This is a genomic window from Candidatus Eremiobacterota bacterium (genome assembly GCA_031082125.1).
Classification (GTDB): domain Bacteria; phylum Vulcanimicrobiota; class CADAWZ01; order CADAWZ01; family Ess09-12; genus Ess09-12.
Genome location: JAVHLM010000059.1, coordinates 1 through 15950 on the forward strand (window position 1 = coordinate 1; position 15950 = coordinate 15950).

Here is a 15950-nt window from a genome sequence, read left to right on the forward strand (position 1 = left end):
AAAGGTAAATGGGAAATCCACAGGAAAATCTGGTTTAGTTAACCGGGCTGGGACAGCGAGGACTTTGATCCGAACGACCTGGTGATACTGAGGTCATTCGTGATGACTGAGCTGGAAAAGCACAGGGATGAGGGATTTGAATCTGCAGCGATGCTCCCCAAAGGCTTTTCCTTCATGATCGGCCTGATCCCCTCCTACCTGAAGCGCTGCAGGGAGGACCTTCCCAGGGCCCATTACGGGAGACTAGCAAAGCTGTATTACTGCTGCAGGCTGACGGCTGCCCTCAGCTATGTGGATTTACTCGATGATGAGTATGTTGAGGAAAATGCAGGCTCCATCAACAGGCGTATTGACGGCTCAAAGCTGGGATGACGGCGAAGGGGGCGTGAGGAAATGTTTACACAATTCGAGGAAAGGCAATAAGAAGGCAATACTGCGGCAACTTCTCTCCTGTATGATATCTCCATAGAACCCTCGCGCATACAGGAGCAGCAATATTATGACCTCTCCCTGGATTGAGGTCCCCGATGACTGGCTCGATGATGACTGTGCTCAAGATATTGATTACCAGAGGATTCAGAGATATGTCAATATGCCGGTAAATCCACAAATCATAGACGAACATCTCCTGGGGGAAGGGAAAAATCAAAGAAACGAAACATTGAGTGTGAAGACCGTCAAGTCTGAAATAGATTCTGAGGGAAGACTTCAAATTTCTGGAATATTGACTTGCCACGCCTATGATAAGAATGGTAAAATGATGACAGGGGGAGGCGAAATACAGAGATCGCTTGACCGTGAAAAAGGTGAAGTTCATTTCACAAAAATGCTTCCTTATGACTTCAGAAGAAAGCCATTTCCCAGAGGCTTTTCTTACCTCTATTATAGAAAATCTATACCATTGCTGAGAAAATTAGAATATACCACGATAAAAACTCACGCCTATAGCAATGGAGATACTCGCAGGGGCTCGGCACAATGGAGTTTATTTGGATATTCATTGGACCCAGATCCGCAATATAATCATCCATGGAGTGCTAACAGCAGGATATTTGACAAGTTCCTCACCTGGCTTGTAGATCACAGGGAAACAGAAATAACCGATGAGGTCAAGAGAGATATACAGCTATACAAACAAAAGGGAAGATTGCGGTTTTTGAATAACTATAAATATGTGGATAAGCAAGGAAATATTCACATTGGAAAAGATTATCTTGAAGGGAAATGCGGGAAGGATTTGACAAGAAGTCAAACGGTTGACTGGTACGGAATCATACCGGATATCAACAATGATAAAACTGTTGAAATGAAAGAAATGATTATGACTTTAACGCCTCCTGAAGGCATACCATAAGGAGAAAAACATAATGTCAGAAGAAATATTTGATAAGAATGTGGGATATGGTGATGCCGGGGAAGAATATTCTCGTGAAATAGAGGAAGAAAGGCTCAAGAGATACCCCAAACTATACGAAATAATGAGGTTATGTGAGGCTTCTGGAACAGATTTTGATGGAGATAGGATGCTTTGGGAAGACGACGCTTGGGCCTATTACCGCGAGCTCAAGGCAATGATCGAAGCGAAGCACCGGAAGACCGCGTAACGATTCACCAATAAAGCACAGTTGCCTCGGCCAGGGGCTTTTCATTTATGCCGACCGGGAGATTGTCCCCTGGCTTCACGATTCACTTCATAAAATGTTTACACAATTCGAGGATCGGCAATAAAAAGGCAATACTGCGGCAACTTCTCTCCTTATGATCTTCACAGAACCCTCGCGCATACAGGAGCAGCAATATTATGACCTCTCCATGGATTGAGGTCCCCGATGACTGGCTCGATGATTATTATTCCAGGCATGCGGGATATAGAGCATTTCAGGAATATTTCGGATTCAGGATAAAGCCGTCAGTCATCAACGAATATCTCCTGGGAGAAGGCATCTGCAGCAAGGCACACATTGAAATAGCAAGATTCACGGCTCAGGTGATGCTTGGCACTCTCTGAGTGAAAGGAGTTCTAAAGGTAACCGGGCCATTGAAACAAGGCGGTTCAGGGACTGATCATATAGAAATTCGCAGAACCATCAATAAAAGGGTTGATAGATATTACCCTGAAGTGAAACAGAGAAGGGTAACGCAGCAGAATTATTGATGCATAAAGAAAATTCAGAACAGGAGGGGTGGATTTACATGCAAAGGGCGAACACTATACCTGAAAACCAGCGCGTCCCTGCCTGTGGACATTGCTGCAGATATCTGCTATGATCTTTATGGTGTTGCCACTGCGGCGCCCGTCTCTTGCGCCGCTTCTATAATCGGTAAACGACGGGCTGTCTTCACCTTTTTCCGGGGAGGGCTCTCACTTTGAATCACAAGGCTGTCTTCATTGTGTATATGTCACTCTCAGTTGCGCTTCTTGCATTGCTGCTGAAAGGCGGGCCTGCTGCGGCCTCCCCGGTTATCACGGATACCAGAACCGTATATAAGGGAAAATCAATAAAGAGCTGGATGAAGCAGATGCACAGCATCTTTAAGAAGCAGAGACTCCAGGCAATCTGGGAGATGGAAGCGCTTACCTTCAAATTCGCCGCTCCCGCCCTGATGAAGGACGAGATAGATTCCAGCAAGAGGGACACCTATAAGATTGTAGCGGATACCTCTCCCGCGCCCGATATATCCCAGTCCGTCTATGATGAGCTGGTTGCCGTCTTTATCAAGGCGACTGCCTCTAGCGATTACGATACGGTGGATTGCGCGGTGCTGGCGCTTGGCATATCAAAAGCCAGGGCTTCAATTCCCACTCTCATGGCACTTTTCAATGCCCGCACCTCTCCGCAGAAAGTAATGAAAGCCCTCGGGCAGATCGGGCCCGATGCAAAGGCGGCCCTCCCCATGGTCAGGAAGGAAGCTTCTACCAATGGGAACTTTGCCAGAGTTGCCGCAATAGAGGCCCTGGCGGCGATAGGCAGAATGGATGCCATCAGCGATCTTGTGAAATACGCTCAAGATGCCGATGAAGATGTGCGCCAGCAGGCAGTGAGCCAGATTGGAAATCTCTATGATGGTGGAAAGGAACCTGTGCCGGACCAGGTGATTGATATTCTCATTGCCAGCCTGAAGGATACCAGGGACAGGCAGAGCGTGAGAATTGATGCCGCCTATGCCCTGGCGAAAATCGGGCCCCGGGGGAAGCGTGCCGTTCCCGGACTCACAGCCCTTACAAAGGACAGCTATCTGTACTGCAGAAAGGCTGCCGCCTATGCCCTGGGCTGCGTTGCACCGAAAGATCCGGCGGTGAGGGCCGCTCTCAAGGCGATAAAGGGGGACCCTGACGCCGAGGTGAGAAAAAAAGTCCAGGAGGCGCTGGAAAAAGGGAACAGGTAGAGAGGCCCGGGGAGGCGGGAAATGAGAGAATTCTGCCGTCTCCTTGTATCCTGCTCCCGGAGTCCACTTCAGCTTATCTGGAAAGACATACCTCACTTGTGAGGAAAATTTAGAACTTCATATCACGGGTGAGAGTTATTCTATTGCTCCATGCTTTTTCAGAAGATCCGAAATATTTCTGGGCCTGTATTTTTTCGCATAATACAAGGGAGTATGGCCGCTTTTATCTCTCACATTCAAGTCAACGCTGTTCGATATGAAAAAAGCGATAAGATCCTCATTTTTGTCGTTTGTTGGATACATACCGAAAGAGTCTTTCATGACATAAGATTCACAGACTGCACCAAACAGCGGTGTCGCGCCCTCCTTGTTTTTCAGATTGATGTCGGCACCTCGTGCCATCAGGAGTTTCAAGATATTTACATTTTTTCTCAGCACAGCCTTGTGTAAAACTGTATCACCTTCACTATCCATAATTTTTGCGTCGGCCCCGCGATTGAGTAACAGTGTGATCATCTCCTCACCAGATGAAAATACTGCACACGAAAGAGGTGATCGATGAGTTTTATCCACACTGTTTATTCTAGCACCTTGAGAGAGAAGAATCTCAGTGGTTTCCAGATTATCTTCTGATACGGCACTGCAAAGCGGCGTTTCCATATGTGAATTTGTAGCTTCAATGTCAGCACCTCTTGAGAGAAGAAATCTGATCATACCGTTTTGCCCTTTCCGAGCAGCGTAATGCAGAGGAGTATCACCATCTTCTTTGTTCTTTCTCTTGAGAATCTCCGGATTTTTGTCAAAGAGTCTTTTTGCGCTTTCAATGTCTCCCAGAGCCGCCGCTTCAAAGACGGTAATATTCTCAATGCGGGCGCCTCTTGTTTTTAATACATTCACTGCTTCAATGTGGCCGTTTCGCATCGCCAATTTTATCGGCGTATTCCCCTCTTTATCTTTTACGTTTAAGTCTGCCTTGCTCGCCATGAGAAGCTCGATCATTTTTTTTCTCCCGAAACGTGCAGCTTCGTGCAGGCTAGTTGAATTATTTTTATCTTTGTCATTCACGTCTGCTCCGGCAGATATCAGGAGTTTTGCAATTTCAAGGTCTCCTGTCTTTGCAGCTTGCATTAATATGGTTTTTCCCATTACATCTTTTGCATTCACATCGGCTCCTGCATTGATAAGATGTGTGGCAATAGCTTGTTTATTTGCAGGAGAGTAAATCAGAACAAGATAAAGAGGTGTCTGAAGGCATTGGTTTCCGGCATTTACCTCTGCCCCGCTCTTCGTGAGAAAATCAACCATGGCAATGTCATCGTTCATTACCGCGTAGTTGAGAAGAGTGTCTCCCCATTTTCCGACAGTGGCTTTGATTAAGGCTGGATTCTTTTTAATCAGCCTTTCTACCGATGGGACATCCCTGTTTTTAAGGGCCTCACATAACTTTTCAAAGTCACTTTTTCCCCTGAGACTGCATGAGCTGATGGAAAATACTATTATCAGAAGAATGCACATGATTGCTGTTTTCATCACAGATATCACCTCAAGAGTATAAAACCGTTTCTCTCATCTCTTCCCGGGCAGTTCCTCCACCATAGAGTATTTCGCTCTCGCTGAAGTTCTTCCCGCACATGCATAATCGGTTAAGGAGAAAAACTGAAAGGATCAAATGCCAATCGTTTGATGATAGGCTCCAATCTTACCCAGCATGGCCGGAAGAAAGAAACTGAAGGGCTTCATCTTCAGGATGTTCTTGACAAGCTGAAAAGGGAAGTAGTGGATTTTCAGGTGCAAGTGAGCTTCAAAACCCGAGCGTATAAAGGCTTTTATCATTTCGTGGAAGAGGACTTTCGACTCATAAAGAGATTGCACAGGCATAACGTTACCGCTGGGAGATTGAGCTGCTTTTTAAAAGCTCAAAAGCTACTATCATCTGGAAGACCTGAATACCGGGAACGAGAATGTGGTGCTTGCTCTCGTCTATGCAGCCGTGATTACTTCCATCGTAGCAAGAACGCTGCAGGCAGCGGCAAGAAAATATCTGCCTAAATCTCAAAGGCCCCGTGTTCCCGCCAGGCGTTTTGCCGCGGTTTTTGCCACGACAGCGACCGAGTTGCTGAAGTTGGTGACAAAAGTATTGGGTATAGGCATTTCGAGCATAGAACGTTCCATAAACTCTTTGCTTGATGAGGTAATTGATCCGAATATGTCAGAAAGTCCATTATGATGGGGCTACAGTGCTATCCAATCACATATGAACAGTCAATAAAAGTCATGTCATAGAAAAGCCTGATGGCGATACAATATTTACTGAAAAAGCACAGGTAATTTCATCTACTGATCCCAATTTTCTAGGAGCTTTTTATAAAAAGCTTCCACCTGATTATTGTATGGCAGAACTTATGCCCGCGGGAAAAGCACAGCAGCACCGCAAGACCGCATAAAGCCCCCGCGAGGGGCTTCTTCATTTCACCGGGAATCCCTTGCCCATGCGCCTGCTAGGGTTCCTCTGCGCTGAAGGGGCGGAAAGCGCCTTTCGCCGGGAAAATTTATAGACTTTTCCGGAAATTTCTTGTATAATTTATTTCTGCGGAGGCCGGGGGAAGCCAGGAGCTAAGTTTCTATCCTCAACAGTCACCATTTCCTGAAGGAGCTTGAACCATGGAATTCTTTGACCTGATGAGTATTTCACACCGGGATATGGAGATACTGAACCCTTCCACGCCCGAAAAAATCATCAAACTGGGCAAAATACTCAGATTGAAAGAAGGCAGCCGGATCATCGACTTCGGCTGTGGCTGCGCCGAGCCCCTCGCTCTCTGGGCGGAGGAATTCGGCATCACCGGCACCGGTATCGATATATCCGAGGATTTCTGCGACCGGGCCAGGAAAAAGCTGGCGGCCAAAGGGCTGGAAGACCGAATCAAAATCGTTTGCTCTCCCGGGGCTGACTACGTGTTCGAAGAGGGAGCTTTCGATGCGGCAACCTGCATCGGGGCCACGTTTATCTGGGGCGGCTACAGGCAGACCATCCAGCCAATGAAGCGGGCTATTCACCAGAAGGGACGCCTTGGCATCGGTGAAACCTACTGGCTCAGCGATAAGATACCCCCGGAATACGCCCGGAAACAGACAGGCACCTACCCGGAAGCGGAACTGGCTCGAATCACCCGCGAAGAAGGCTTTGAACTCGAATACGTCATCCGGGCCAGCCACGACGACTGGGACAGGTACTCTTCGGACAACTGGTATGGACTGATACGTTGGCTTAAAGAAAACCCGGCACACCCCGACCGGGAACAGGTATTCAAGCATTTGCGTACTTCCCAGGATGATTATTTGCGATTTGAACGCCCGTACATGGGCTGGGCAATGTACTGCCTGGTTCCCACGGAACCTCATGGGACTGGCAAAGGCTGAGTAATCGTTTGTCTGTTCGGCGCCGGCGAACCGCAGGTATCAGCAATAATAACCCTGTGCCGCTCACTATCTCAAGCCCCCTCACTTCCTCATCAGTGCACGAGGCTGTGCCTGCATGACAGGGATTATCCGCACCTTTTCCTTATTTATTACTGTTTCCACTGCCGGAAAAACCGCCGAAGCTCCCGAGGGGACCTGTACTCCTGACGGCACCGGAGCTCGCTCCTGTGCTTCCCTTATCCCAGTAATTTTTTGCTGACGAGTTGGAGCGGATAGTTCCGGTAGATCGTGCCCAGGATTCATTCTTGATATTTTTTATCACCGCAGCTTCAGAAACGTTACTCCAAGACCCGTTCCTGTTGAGCTGCTTCACAGAGCTCTCTTTATCCTGGTATATGGTGCCGCTTTTATCAGCATAATAATTAATCTTTGGCTCATGTGAGGCACCTGTTGACTGTGCCGTGTTATTCTGAGCGCCCGCATCGACCTGGACAGTGTGAGCGCCGGTAATCAAATCCGGTTTAGCGGTAACTTGACCGCGTTCATATACATTTTTCACCGGGGTATCCTGACCTGGTGCAATCTGCCCCGTGATTGAATTGTAGGATCGTCCTGCGCCATGGGGCCATGTAGTGCCATTCCAGGCATTGTAGCCGCTCGCTGGAGCCGTATCGGTATTTCTGCCGGACTGATATATGTTGCTTTTTCCTGCTGCCCATGCGTCAGGGCCCCACGTTATCTGATAATCGTTGGGATCGCGATCCAGTACGCCGCTCCAGTCAATATAAAGATTCGCGGGATTAAAGTTTGGATTTCCCCATAACGGCAGCCCGCCCCAGTAAGGGGCATCACCCCAGCCCCAGCCCATATCATCGAAGCTGTCAAAACAGTTCCATCCCATGCCGTAGCCCATTGCCCAGCCTGTCCACGGGGTCCATGCAAAATTGGCCGCATACCCGAAAGTAGGCGGATAGGGCACCCATGTGGCATCATCATTATCTCCAGAGTAGTCATACCCCGTGCCGAACACCACTGTTTTTTCGGAGTTGACGGCAGTGCCCAGATAACCTGGAGTATAGCCTTCAGTCACGCTCTCTTTTGTCGAGTCATAAATTTTCACATAGGTGACATAATGGAGCGGCGAGCGTGGTGGTATCGTGTAGATTTCAGGAGGCACATCGGCTGCAACTGTCCATCTCCCTTTAAGAGCATTTGTGGTGAACCATACCCCGTTGGCGCAGGCATAAAAGCTGTCGGGCGAGACCATGATGATCGGAATGAGACTGTTTATCACATACGATAGAGAAGTGCCTTCAACTGGAAGCAGCTTCGGCTCCTCGACAAGACGCGGGTTGAACTTTGTATCCTTGCGGCTTATCACCGTAGTCTGCGGGATGCTGTTTTCAATCAATGATTCGGCGGCCTGAACTGTTCCCGGGATAGAGGCTTTCACATTTTCCTTGGGGCTCGTATCGGGAATATTTGAAAAATCCTCAGGCAGGTCCTTCGCCGGAATATAGGCCCAGGCTCTATCAAGATCCTGGGAGCGGAACCACCTTCCCGTCACAAGCAGATAAAATATTTTGCTCCGTGAGTCTTGAAAAATATTCCCTGTCGTATTTGTTACATAGCTGAGCGACGTGCCGCTCACAGGCTCCCACACGGGCACGCCGTCCGTGATAATAAGCTCTGTTGGCGCGGTTGCGATATACACTGCAGGGGCCCCATTTGACAGGGTCGGCATTTTATTTGACTGTGGATTTCTCTGACCTGGCAGCAAATCAACAATATTATTTTTTGCGAGGTTTTTCCCGGTATCGACAATAGTTCTGGCGGTGTTTCCGGAAACCTGCCAGGGGCCGTTCAGCGTGTCTGAGACGAGAAAGCCATCAAAGATATGCAGATACATTTTCCCGGTCTCATCGCTTACCATGTATGCCCTTGTGTTAAGTATTCTTTTCAGTCCGGTACCTGGGATCTGGATCCACCTGGGACTGCCGGCTACATTGATGAGTATGGCGGGAACCTGTGAAAATATCACAGTAATGTCAGGGTTATTAAGCGGCTGGGATTTCACCTGGCTTTCCGCTTTTACTATCGCAAGTGAAGCCTGAAGCCTGTCCAGCGGCATTGTCGCGGTGCCGTTATCAAGAATCGAAAGGAAAGCATCGCGGTATTTATCGGCTGAGAGCGGGGCCGTGGGAAAAACGGCACTGTCTGCTGATATGGTGTTGAAGTAAACGGTCCGGGCAGTTTTATCTACAAGCGTTCTTGCGGAAAAATACAGTGCACCAAAGACCGGTGTGCCGTGTGCGGTCGGAACGACTGACACTGCAGCGTGCGACGATATGCGGTAACCATCCCAGCTGTCGATTTGAGGCTGGTACATTGTATAGCTGACGCCCCCGTCAGTCGCCGTTTTGGGCCAGGGGTCAATGAGATCCGGAGCGCTGTCATCCTGGCAGAGCACGGATGCAGGCGTGACAGGGAGCACAAAAATCAAGGCTGCAATGAATGCGATGAATAGTTTTCTGTGAATGATTTTCACCAGCTTTTCTTTTACCGTATATTTCAGAGCGAACCAGTGCTCAGCGGAGCATCACTGATGCACGTGCCCCCATATGGCTCATTTCGGTTGCATCGCCATTTCCGCATGGCCTGCGGTATGCTCTCAGGGACAAATAATGCGCGCAGGTAGACGCTGAAGACATCGTGATACCCTGTCAGCACAGGTGTCATAGTATTCTTCCAGGCGGGAAGGAATCCTCTTTAAATTTGTCCCTCTACCGGCACTCGTGACACAGACAAATTTTCTTGCCGGCCGGGAGATTGTCCCCCGGCCTCACGATACACCGCACGAAATGTTTACACAATTCGAGGAAAGGCAATAAGAAGGCAATACTGCGGCAACTTCCCTCCTGTATGATCTTCACAGAGCTCTCTTGCATACAGGAGCTGAAATATCATGCCCTCTCCCTGGATTGAAGTCCCCGATGACTGGATCGATGATTATTATTCCAGGAATGCGGGATATAGAGCATTTCAGGAATATTTCGGATTCAGGATAAAGCCGTCAGTCATCAACGAATATCTCCTGGGAGAAGGCATCTGCAGCAAGGCACACATTGAAATAGCAGGATTCACTGCTCAGGTGATGCTCGGCACTCTCTCAGTGAAAGGGGTTCTGAAGGTAAAAGGGCCATTGAAGCAAGGCGGTTCAGGAACCGATCATATAGAAATTCGCAGAACCATCAATAAACGTGATAAAAAGTGCAAATTCGATTTGATGGGTGCAAGCAGGGTGAGAATCGAAGGCTTTGGAGTGGAATATTACCGAAGGGCAATTCCTTTCCTGAGAATGCTTGGCATAGAGAAAATAAGAACCGATCCCACCACGATAGCAGAATGCTCAAAAGAGAGATACAATTTGCTTGGGGCTTATGTCTGGAGCCTCTATGGCTACTCCAATGACAATATGAACGAGACCCTGAATCAGTATGTTGATTGGCTGAAAAATGTAAAAAAGATTGCACTCGATCACACAACAGAGGACAAAATAAGAGCTTTTAAAAGAATGAAAAGTCTGGCTGAAGACACTCATACCAATTGTGAGAAGACAGGCAAAAAATTCTTGATGGGCTTGGATGCACAGGATAAACCCACTCGATCTGTCTGGTGGAGCGGAACCCATCACAATATCAATGATGAAAGCAATAAAAATATAGAGATGAAAGAGCTGATAGAATATCTTCTCAGTAAAATGAAGTGAATTTGACTTATTGTCATATAGACGTTATAATAAAAATGAGGTGATTTTATGGCAGACTATACCGATCCTGGAGAAATTGATGAAATAGATGAATATCTTGCAAATCGTCCTCCCCCGAGAGAGATTGTTGGCATGTGCCGTATATTAGGCATAGAACAGGACAATTTGAGAACCATCAAAAAAGATGACGCCTGGGCTTATTACCGCGAATTGAAGGCTATGGTAGAGGCAAAACAAAGAAAAACCGCTTAAGAGTATTTCACCTGATAAGAGCCCCGGCCAGGGGCTTTTTCATTTCCCTGGCCTCACGATTCACTTCGCAAAATGTTTACACAATTCGAGAAGAGGCAATAAGAAGGCAATACTGCGGCAACTTCTCTCCTGTATGATCTTCACAGAGCTCTTTTATATACAGGAGCAGAACCGCCATGCCCTCTCCCTGGATTGAGGTCCCCGATGACTGGCTCGATGATGATTATGCTCAAGATATGGATTACCAAAGGATTCAGAGATATGTCAATATGCCGGTATATCCACAAATCATAGACGAGCATCTTCTGGGGGAAGGGAAAAATCATAGAAACGAAACATTGAGTGTGAAGACCGTCAAGTCTGAAATAGATTCTGACGGAAGACTTCAAATTTCTGGAATATTGACTTGCCACACCTATGATAAGAATGGTAAAATGGTGACAGGGGGAGGCGAAATACAGAGATCGCTTGACCGTCAAAAAGGTGAAGTTCTTTTTATAAAAATGCTTCCTTATGATTTCAGAAGAAAGCCATTTCCCAGAGGCTTTTCCTACCTCTATTATCGCAAGGCGATACCATTACTGAGGAAGCTGGATTATTCCACGATAAAAACTCACGCTTATAGCGATGGAGATCGTCACAGAGGAGCGGCACAGTGGAGCATTTTCGGATACTCACTCGATCCGGATCCGCAACACAATCATCCATGGAGCGCCAACAGCAGGATATTTGATAAGTTTCTTACCTGGCTTGAAGATCACAGGGAAACAGAGGTAACCGACAAAGTAAAACAGGATATTCAAAGATTTAAAAAAGTTGGAAGGATGAAAAGACTTTATTTTTATGAGTACATCGACCCAAAGGGTTTTGCTCATAAGGGAAAAGATTACCTTGAAGGTAAATGCGGAAAGGATTTGACGAAAAGTCAGACGGTTGACTGGTATGGAATCATACCTGATATCAACAATGAAAACACTATTGAAATGGCAGAATTGATAGATACGTTGATGCTGCAGATGCCTCCAAAACACATTCCATGAGGAGAATGGCATAATGAAAGAAGATGTTTTTGATAAGAATGCGGGATATGGTGACGCTGGCGAAAAATATTCCAGTGAAATCGAGGATGAAAGGCTTAAAAGATACCCAAAGCTCTATGAAATGATGAGAATGAGTGAAGCAATAGGAATAGAGCTTGATGATAGAAAAATGATTGGCGAAGAAAATGCCTGGGCTTATTACCGCGAACTCAAGGCGATGATCGAAGCGAAGCACCGGAAGACCGCGTAACGATTCACCAATAAAGCACAGTTACCCCGGCCAGGGGCTTTTTCATTTATGCCGGCCGGGAGATTGTCCATGGCCTCACGATACAGAGCATTATCTCCCTGATTTGATATTTTAACTTTTTCCCCCGTACCTTCACAAACAATTTACATTGTTTACTCTTTGGAAATACTTTTCTCCCGGGAGAAGAGATATAATAGGGGGAAGGGGAAGTCATGGGTCTGAGAGGGGTCTCCATGCCGGAGAGAATGGATATCGGCAGACTTGCCGCTCAAGGAACGGACCGCTTCACAAGGAGCGGTTCTTCGCCTCTTTCCGGGGCGGAAAAAGATGCTCCAGAGACCTCAGAGGAGAAAGAAAAGCCCGATCTTCCTTCCCGCGGGACACCAGAGACAGACACCACGGACTTCTCGGACGAGGTTTCTTCCCGGGAGCCTCAGGGCTCGCAGAAGAAGAGCACCGGCAATGAAGACGGACCGGGGAGCGGGACCTCGAAAGCAGGCGACGGCAGGTCGCATTTCCAGGGCAAGATGGAAAGCCTCCTCAACGAGCAGCTCAACAGCTTCTTCAGCGATGCAAAGGTAGCCTTCACTCCCACCGTGAAGGAGCACGATTTCATCAAGAGCGGGGACACCATAGGCTCGATCTCCACGGAGAAGGCGGACCTCCTCGGGCTGAAGGAGACGGCCGAACAGCTGGGCATCTCCATAGACAGCTTCGAGGCCGACCAGATGTTCACCTCGATGCGGAACGATGCGAGACAGTCAATCGAGGACACCATAGGCGAGCCCGTGGACATGAGCTCAGAGCGGGTATGCGTCAAATCCTCCTTCAATGCCGGATCCGTGGAGCAGATGCAGTTCGGCATCTCCTCTGATGACCAGGCAAGAGTAGCCAGAGGAATGGAGGGCTCTTCCGGAGGCTCTCAAGGCCCGGGAGCCGCCTCACCTGCAGGCGGAGGCAATGGCAGCAACGCAGGCACGGGAGTCTCCAAAGAGAAAAGCCCTTCCCCTCAGGGAGCCAATGAAAACACTGAAAACTCCCCTTCCCGGGGAAGCGGCCAGAACACCGACAGCACGGCGAAGGGAAAGTCCCAGGCGAAAAAGGAAAAAGCCCTTCACGAGCTTCAGAGCGATCCTGAAAAAATATTGAGAGAGGGAGGGCTCTCGGGGGATGAAGCCGGGCAGAGCCCCGCAGAGGGCGACGAAGACAGCGGCCAGGACAAATCCACTTTCCTCCCCTTCGATGTGAAAGTAGGCTACACCCCGGACCAGGGGATCAAGGAAGGCGACTATGTAAAGACCGGGGACAAGCTCGCGCAGATAGACGTTGATTCCCGGGAGCTCGACGATAACACCGTAAAGCAGGCTCTCAAGGGAGTGCTGAAAAAATGCGTGGGAGAGAACGCCGAGGTCGATGGCGATGGAGCCGTCAGGGCAAGCTCTAGCAAAAAGATCGAGTTTATCGCGAGCGGCGAGAGACTCACCGAAGAGAGAGAGCTTATAAAAAACAAGGACCTTGAAAGAGAGGTCTCCTTCGACACCTTCATGGAGAACCAGCAGGGTGACGGCGGTAAGAAGACACAAGAATTCGCCGAGCAGAACACCGGCCGCGCTGACTCTGGCTGGGCAAAGAACCTCCTCGCAAAGCTCCATGAAGAAGGCTCAGGCCCGAGCAGAAACGGCAAGGAAGCCGCTCCGGGCCTCCCCCCGGAATCCAGCTGAAAATGCACAGAAGCCTGTGGAAGGAAGAATACGGCGGCACCATCCATCGCCAAGATTAGCGGGAGCGCAGCGGCACCTGCTCCAAGAAGCCCCGGCCAGGGGCTTTTTCATTTATACCGCCTTACCCCGGCCTCACTATACAATCTGCCTTGACTTGCCGCTCAGAACGGAAGCGCTGTCCTCTCGGCGCTTTCGCTCTCCCATTTCACGCTCTCCCCGTCCACGGTGAACACAAGGAATTCATAAGGATACGTGTTGAGCGCTCCGCATATGATGTGCCGGGTTTTTCCCACCTTCACCTCTGCCCCCACGTGATAATGGCCCGAAATGAAATAATCCACCCCGTTGCGCTCCAGCACTCCTTCCAGCTCCCGATCCACGGGCCTCTCCGACAGCTTATCCTCGCTTCCCAGCAGCCCCACGTGGCAGAATACGAACACATGCCTGAAACGGCTCCGGCTTCTTTCCAGCAGGCCCCTAAGCCACCCGACATCCCTTTCGCCCATATCCCCCGAGCTCCGGTCCAGCGAAACGAAGAGGCTGTTTCCGTAATGAAACGCATAGCTCTGAGTATAGTCACCCGCATCAAGCCTGAAGCCCCTGTTGGAGAACCCCTTCCATACCCTTCCGTAGAGCTCCCTTCCTCGCCCCGCCACATCGTGATTTCCCGGTGCAGGGAAGAATCCAATCCCGCTCTCCTTCAGCTTATCCACCACACCCCTTCGGAACACATCCCCCATTGACAGGATATTCTCCTCGCTGTCACCAGGGCAGGCAGTTATCATATCTCCACAGTGAATGACAAATCGCGGCTTCATGTCCCCCGCTATTTTCTTCACCGCTCTCCCTGTCCGCGAATCCAGCCCGCACACTCCCTTATCCATTGCGAGGTGCGTATCGGAGAGCACCACGAACCGGAAGCTCTCCGCGTGCGCGGCCGTTGACAGGCGGAGAGAAATAAACAGGACGAGGAATGCCATTGAGACAATATACCTAAGTCTCAAGATTTGAGAGATTGGGGGAGAGGAGAGGTGAAGAGGCCTGTTCTTTCCTGATATCACCTTGGTGCCTTCTTCTATAAAGATCTGCCGCCATGAGAGGATGGCCGGTCATCTGTTTCTTCATTGTAGCATGGACACCACTGTGATTCAAGAAGACTTAGTATGCTTCTATAGCGCCGGCCGGGAGGATGGATGCCGGAACCTCCAGTGGCCCTCAGCGAAAAGCCCGCTGCACATTCTTCACCGCCACCGGCTCAAAAGGCCGGACATTGCAATACCGTAATATTTTATCCACTCTCTTCTCACCGATCTCCCTCTGTCACATGGCCGTCAGAGCGCAGAATGGCCACCTGGCTTGCACCCAAAGGCCTCAGGGGTCATTTTTACCGCTTTTGCCTGAAAAACGCCCGCGGGAGGGCACGCAGCGATGGCCTTTAAAAGCCTCTGTGATAAGGTTTTCCTGGATCGTCCTCTTTGATTTCTCATTTCCAATCTGCTATAATAAAAGCATGGACGCCATAGATCTCAGCCCCAATAGCTCTCTGCACCTTCCCGATGAAGAGGAGCTCCTTCACCTCGCTGATCCCTGCTGTTCGCAGGACCACGAGGACATGCTCCTCCTCCCGGAGCCTTATGAGCTTCCTGCGAGAGGCCTCTGCAGGCCGGAGCACCTGGTCAAGATAACCAGGGAAGGCCTCATCCCCGAAGCAGAAAAGCTCTCGGAGGACATCTCTTTCGGCTCAATCGACAGGGAAGATCGCGCTTCTCAAATTGATTTCACTCTCTGCGAGGCAGTCCGCGGCCACCTGGTACTGGATCTTGTGCTTGGCGGCCTTCTCGTTACTCTTAAAACGAAAGGGGTTGATCAGTTGGGATATCGCTCCATGGGGACCTTCGCCACGGAGCATCTCTCGTTCTCGGGGCGCACCGCTTCGGAGCTGATGCGCAATTTCGAGCTCCTCAAGAGCCTGCCCCTTACCCGGGAGGCCTATCTCCAGGGCAGGATCGCCAAAAGCGCCCTGAGGCATCTCTCGAGGGTCATCACGCCTGAGAATGAGGCATGGTGGCTCTCCGTTGCAGAGGAGCGCTCCCTGGGCGGCCTCGAGGGGG

15 protein-coding genes are annotated in these 15950 nt (G+C 49.4%); 12 read left to right on the plus strand and 3 right to left on the minus strand.

Going from position 1 to position 15950, the window contains the following annotated elements:
- The first annotated feature begins 102 nt into the window (after window positions 1–102).
- The 5 genes from RDV48_31040 (at window position 103) to RDV48_31060 (ending at window position 3387) form a co-directional block, all read left to right on the plus strand.
- Entirely contained in the window at window positions 103–372 is a 270-nt protein-coding gene (locus tag RDV48_31040) for a hypothetical protein (GenBank protein ID MDQ7827271.1), read from the plus strand.
- Between the two features lie 127 nt (window positions 373–499).
- Window positions 500–1354 (plus strand): hypothetical protein, encoded by an 855-nt coding sequence (locus RDV48_31045; protein ID MDQ7827272.1) that lies wholly within the window; start codon window positions 500–502, stop codon window positions 1352–1354.
- Window positions 1355–1367: 13 nt separating this feature from the next.
- Entirely contained in the window at window positions 1368–1604 is a 237-nt protein-coding gene (locus RDV48_31050; GenBank protein ID MDQ7827273.1) for a hypothetical protein, read from the plus strand.
- A 197-nt stretch (window positions 1605–1801) separates the two neighbouring features.
- Window positions 1802–2008, plus strand: a complete 207-nt coding sequence (locus RDV48_31055) for a hypothetical protein (GenBank protein MDQ7827274.1) — start codon at window positions 1802–1804, stop codon at window positions 2006–2008.
- 512 nt (window positions 2009–2520) lie between these two features.
- Window positions 2521–3387, plus strand: a complete 867-nt coding sequence (locus RDV48_31060) for a HEAT repeat domain-containing protein (GenBank protein ID MDQ7827275.1) — start codon at window positions 2521–2523, stop codon at window positions 3385–3387.
- A 135-nt stretch (window positions 3388–3522) separates the two neighbouring features.
- Here RDV48_31060 and RDV48_31065 read toward each other — a convergent pair whose 3' ends face one another.
- On the minus strand, window positions 3523–4917 hold the full coding sequence (locus tag RDV48_31065) for an ankyrin repeat domain-containing protein (protein ID MDQ7827276.1): 1395 nt from the start codon (window positions 4915–4917) through the stop codon (window positions 3523–3525).
- Window positions 4918–6048: 1131 nt separating this feature from the next.
- Here RDV48_31065 and RDV48_31070 point away from each other — a divergent pair.
- On the plus strand, window positions 6049–6807 hold the full coding sequence (locus RDV48_31070) for a methyltransferase domain-containing protein (protein MDQ7827277.1): 759 nt from the start codon (window positions 6049–6051) through the stop codon (window positions 6805–6807).
- 142 nt (window positions 6808–6949) lie between these two features.
- Here RDV48_31070 and RDV48_31075 read toward each other — a convergent pair whose 3' ends face one another.
- The gene (locus RDV48_31075; protein ID MDQ7827278.1) at window positions 6950–9355 is read right to left on the minus strand and encodes a hypothetical protein; all 2406 of its coding nucleotides are present in this window, start codon (window positions 9353–9355) and stop codon (window positions 6950–6952) included.
- Between the two features lie 417 nt (window positions 9356–9772).
- Between RDV48_31075 and RDV48_31080 the strand changes: the two genes are divergently transcribed.
- The 5 genes from RDV48_31080 (at window position 9773) to RDV48_31100 (ending at window position 13839) form a co-directional block, all read left to right on the plus strand.
- Complete coding sequence (locus RDV48_31080) at window positions 9773–10576, plus strand: hypothetical protein (protein MDQ7827279.1); 804 nt, start codon at window positions 9773–9775, stop codon at window positions 10574–10576.
- Between the two features lie 48 nt (window positions 10577–10624).
- Window positions 10625–10828, plus strand: coding sequence for a hypothetical protein (locus RDV48_31085; GenBank protein ID MDQ7827280.1), 204 nt, complete (start codon window positions 10625–10627; stop codon window positions 10826–10828).
- Window positions 10829–11004: 176 nt separating this feature from the next.
- On the plus strand, window positions 11005–11868 hold the full coding sequence (locus RDV48_31090; protein MDQ7827281.1) for a hypothetical protein: 864 nt from the start codon (window positions 11005–11007) through the stop codon (window positions 11866–11868).
- A 13-nt stretch (window positions 11869–11881) separates the two neighbouring features.
- A complete protein-coding gene (locus RDV48_31095) occupies window positions 11882–12118 on the plus strand; it encodes a hypothetical protein (GenBank protein ID MDQ7827282.1) in 237 nt (78 codons plus the stop codon).
- Window positions 12119–12330: 212 nt separating this feature from the next.
- Complete coding sequence (locus RDV48_31100) at window positions 12331–13839, plus strand: hypothetical protein (GenBank protein ID MDQ7827283.1); 1509 nt, start codon at window positions 12331–12333, stop codon at window positions 13837–13839.
- A 161-nt stretch (window positions 13840–14000) separates the two neighbouring features.
- On the opposite strand, the gene RDV48_31105 is transcribed toward RDV48_31100, so the two are convergent.
- On the minus strand, window positions 14001–14819 hold the full coding sequence (locus tag RDV48_31105) for a metallophosphoesterase (GenBank protein ID MDQ7827284.1): 819 nt from the start codon (window positions 14817–14819) through the stop codon (window positions 14001–14003).
- 530 nt (window positions 14820–15349) lie between these two features.
- Between RDV48_31105 and RDV48_31110 the strand changes: the two genes are divergently transcribed.
- On the plus strand, window positions 15350–15950 hold a 601-nt coding region (locus RDV48_31110), incomplete at its 3' end, for a hypothetical protein (GenBank protein MDQ7827285.1).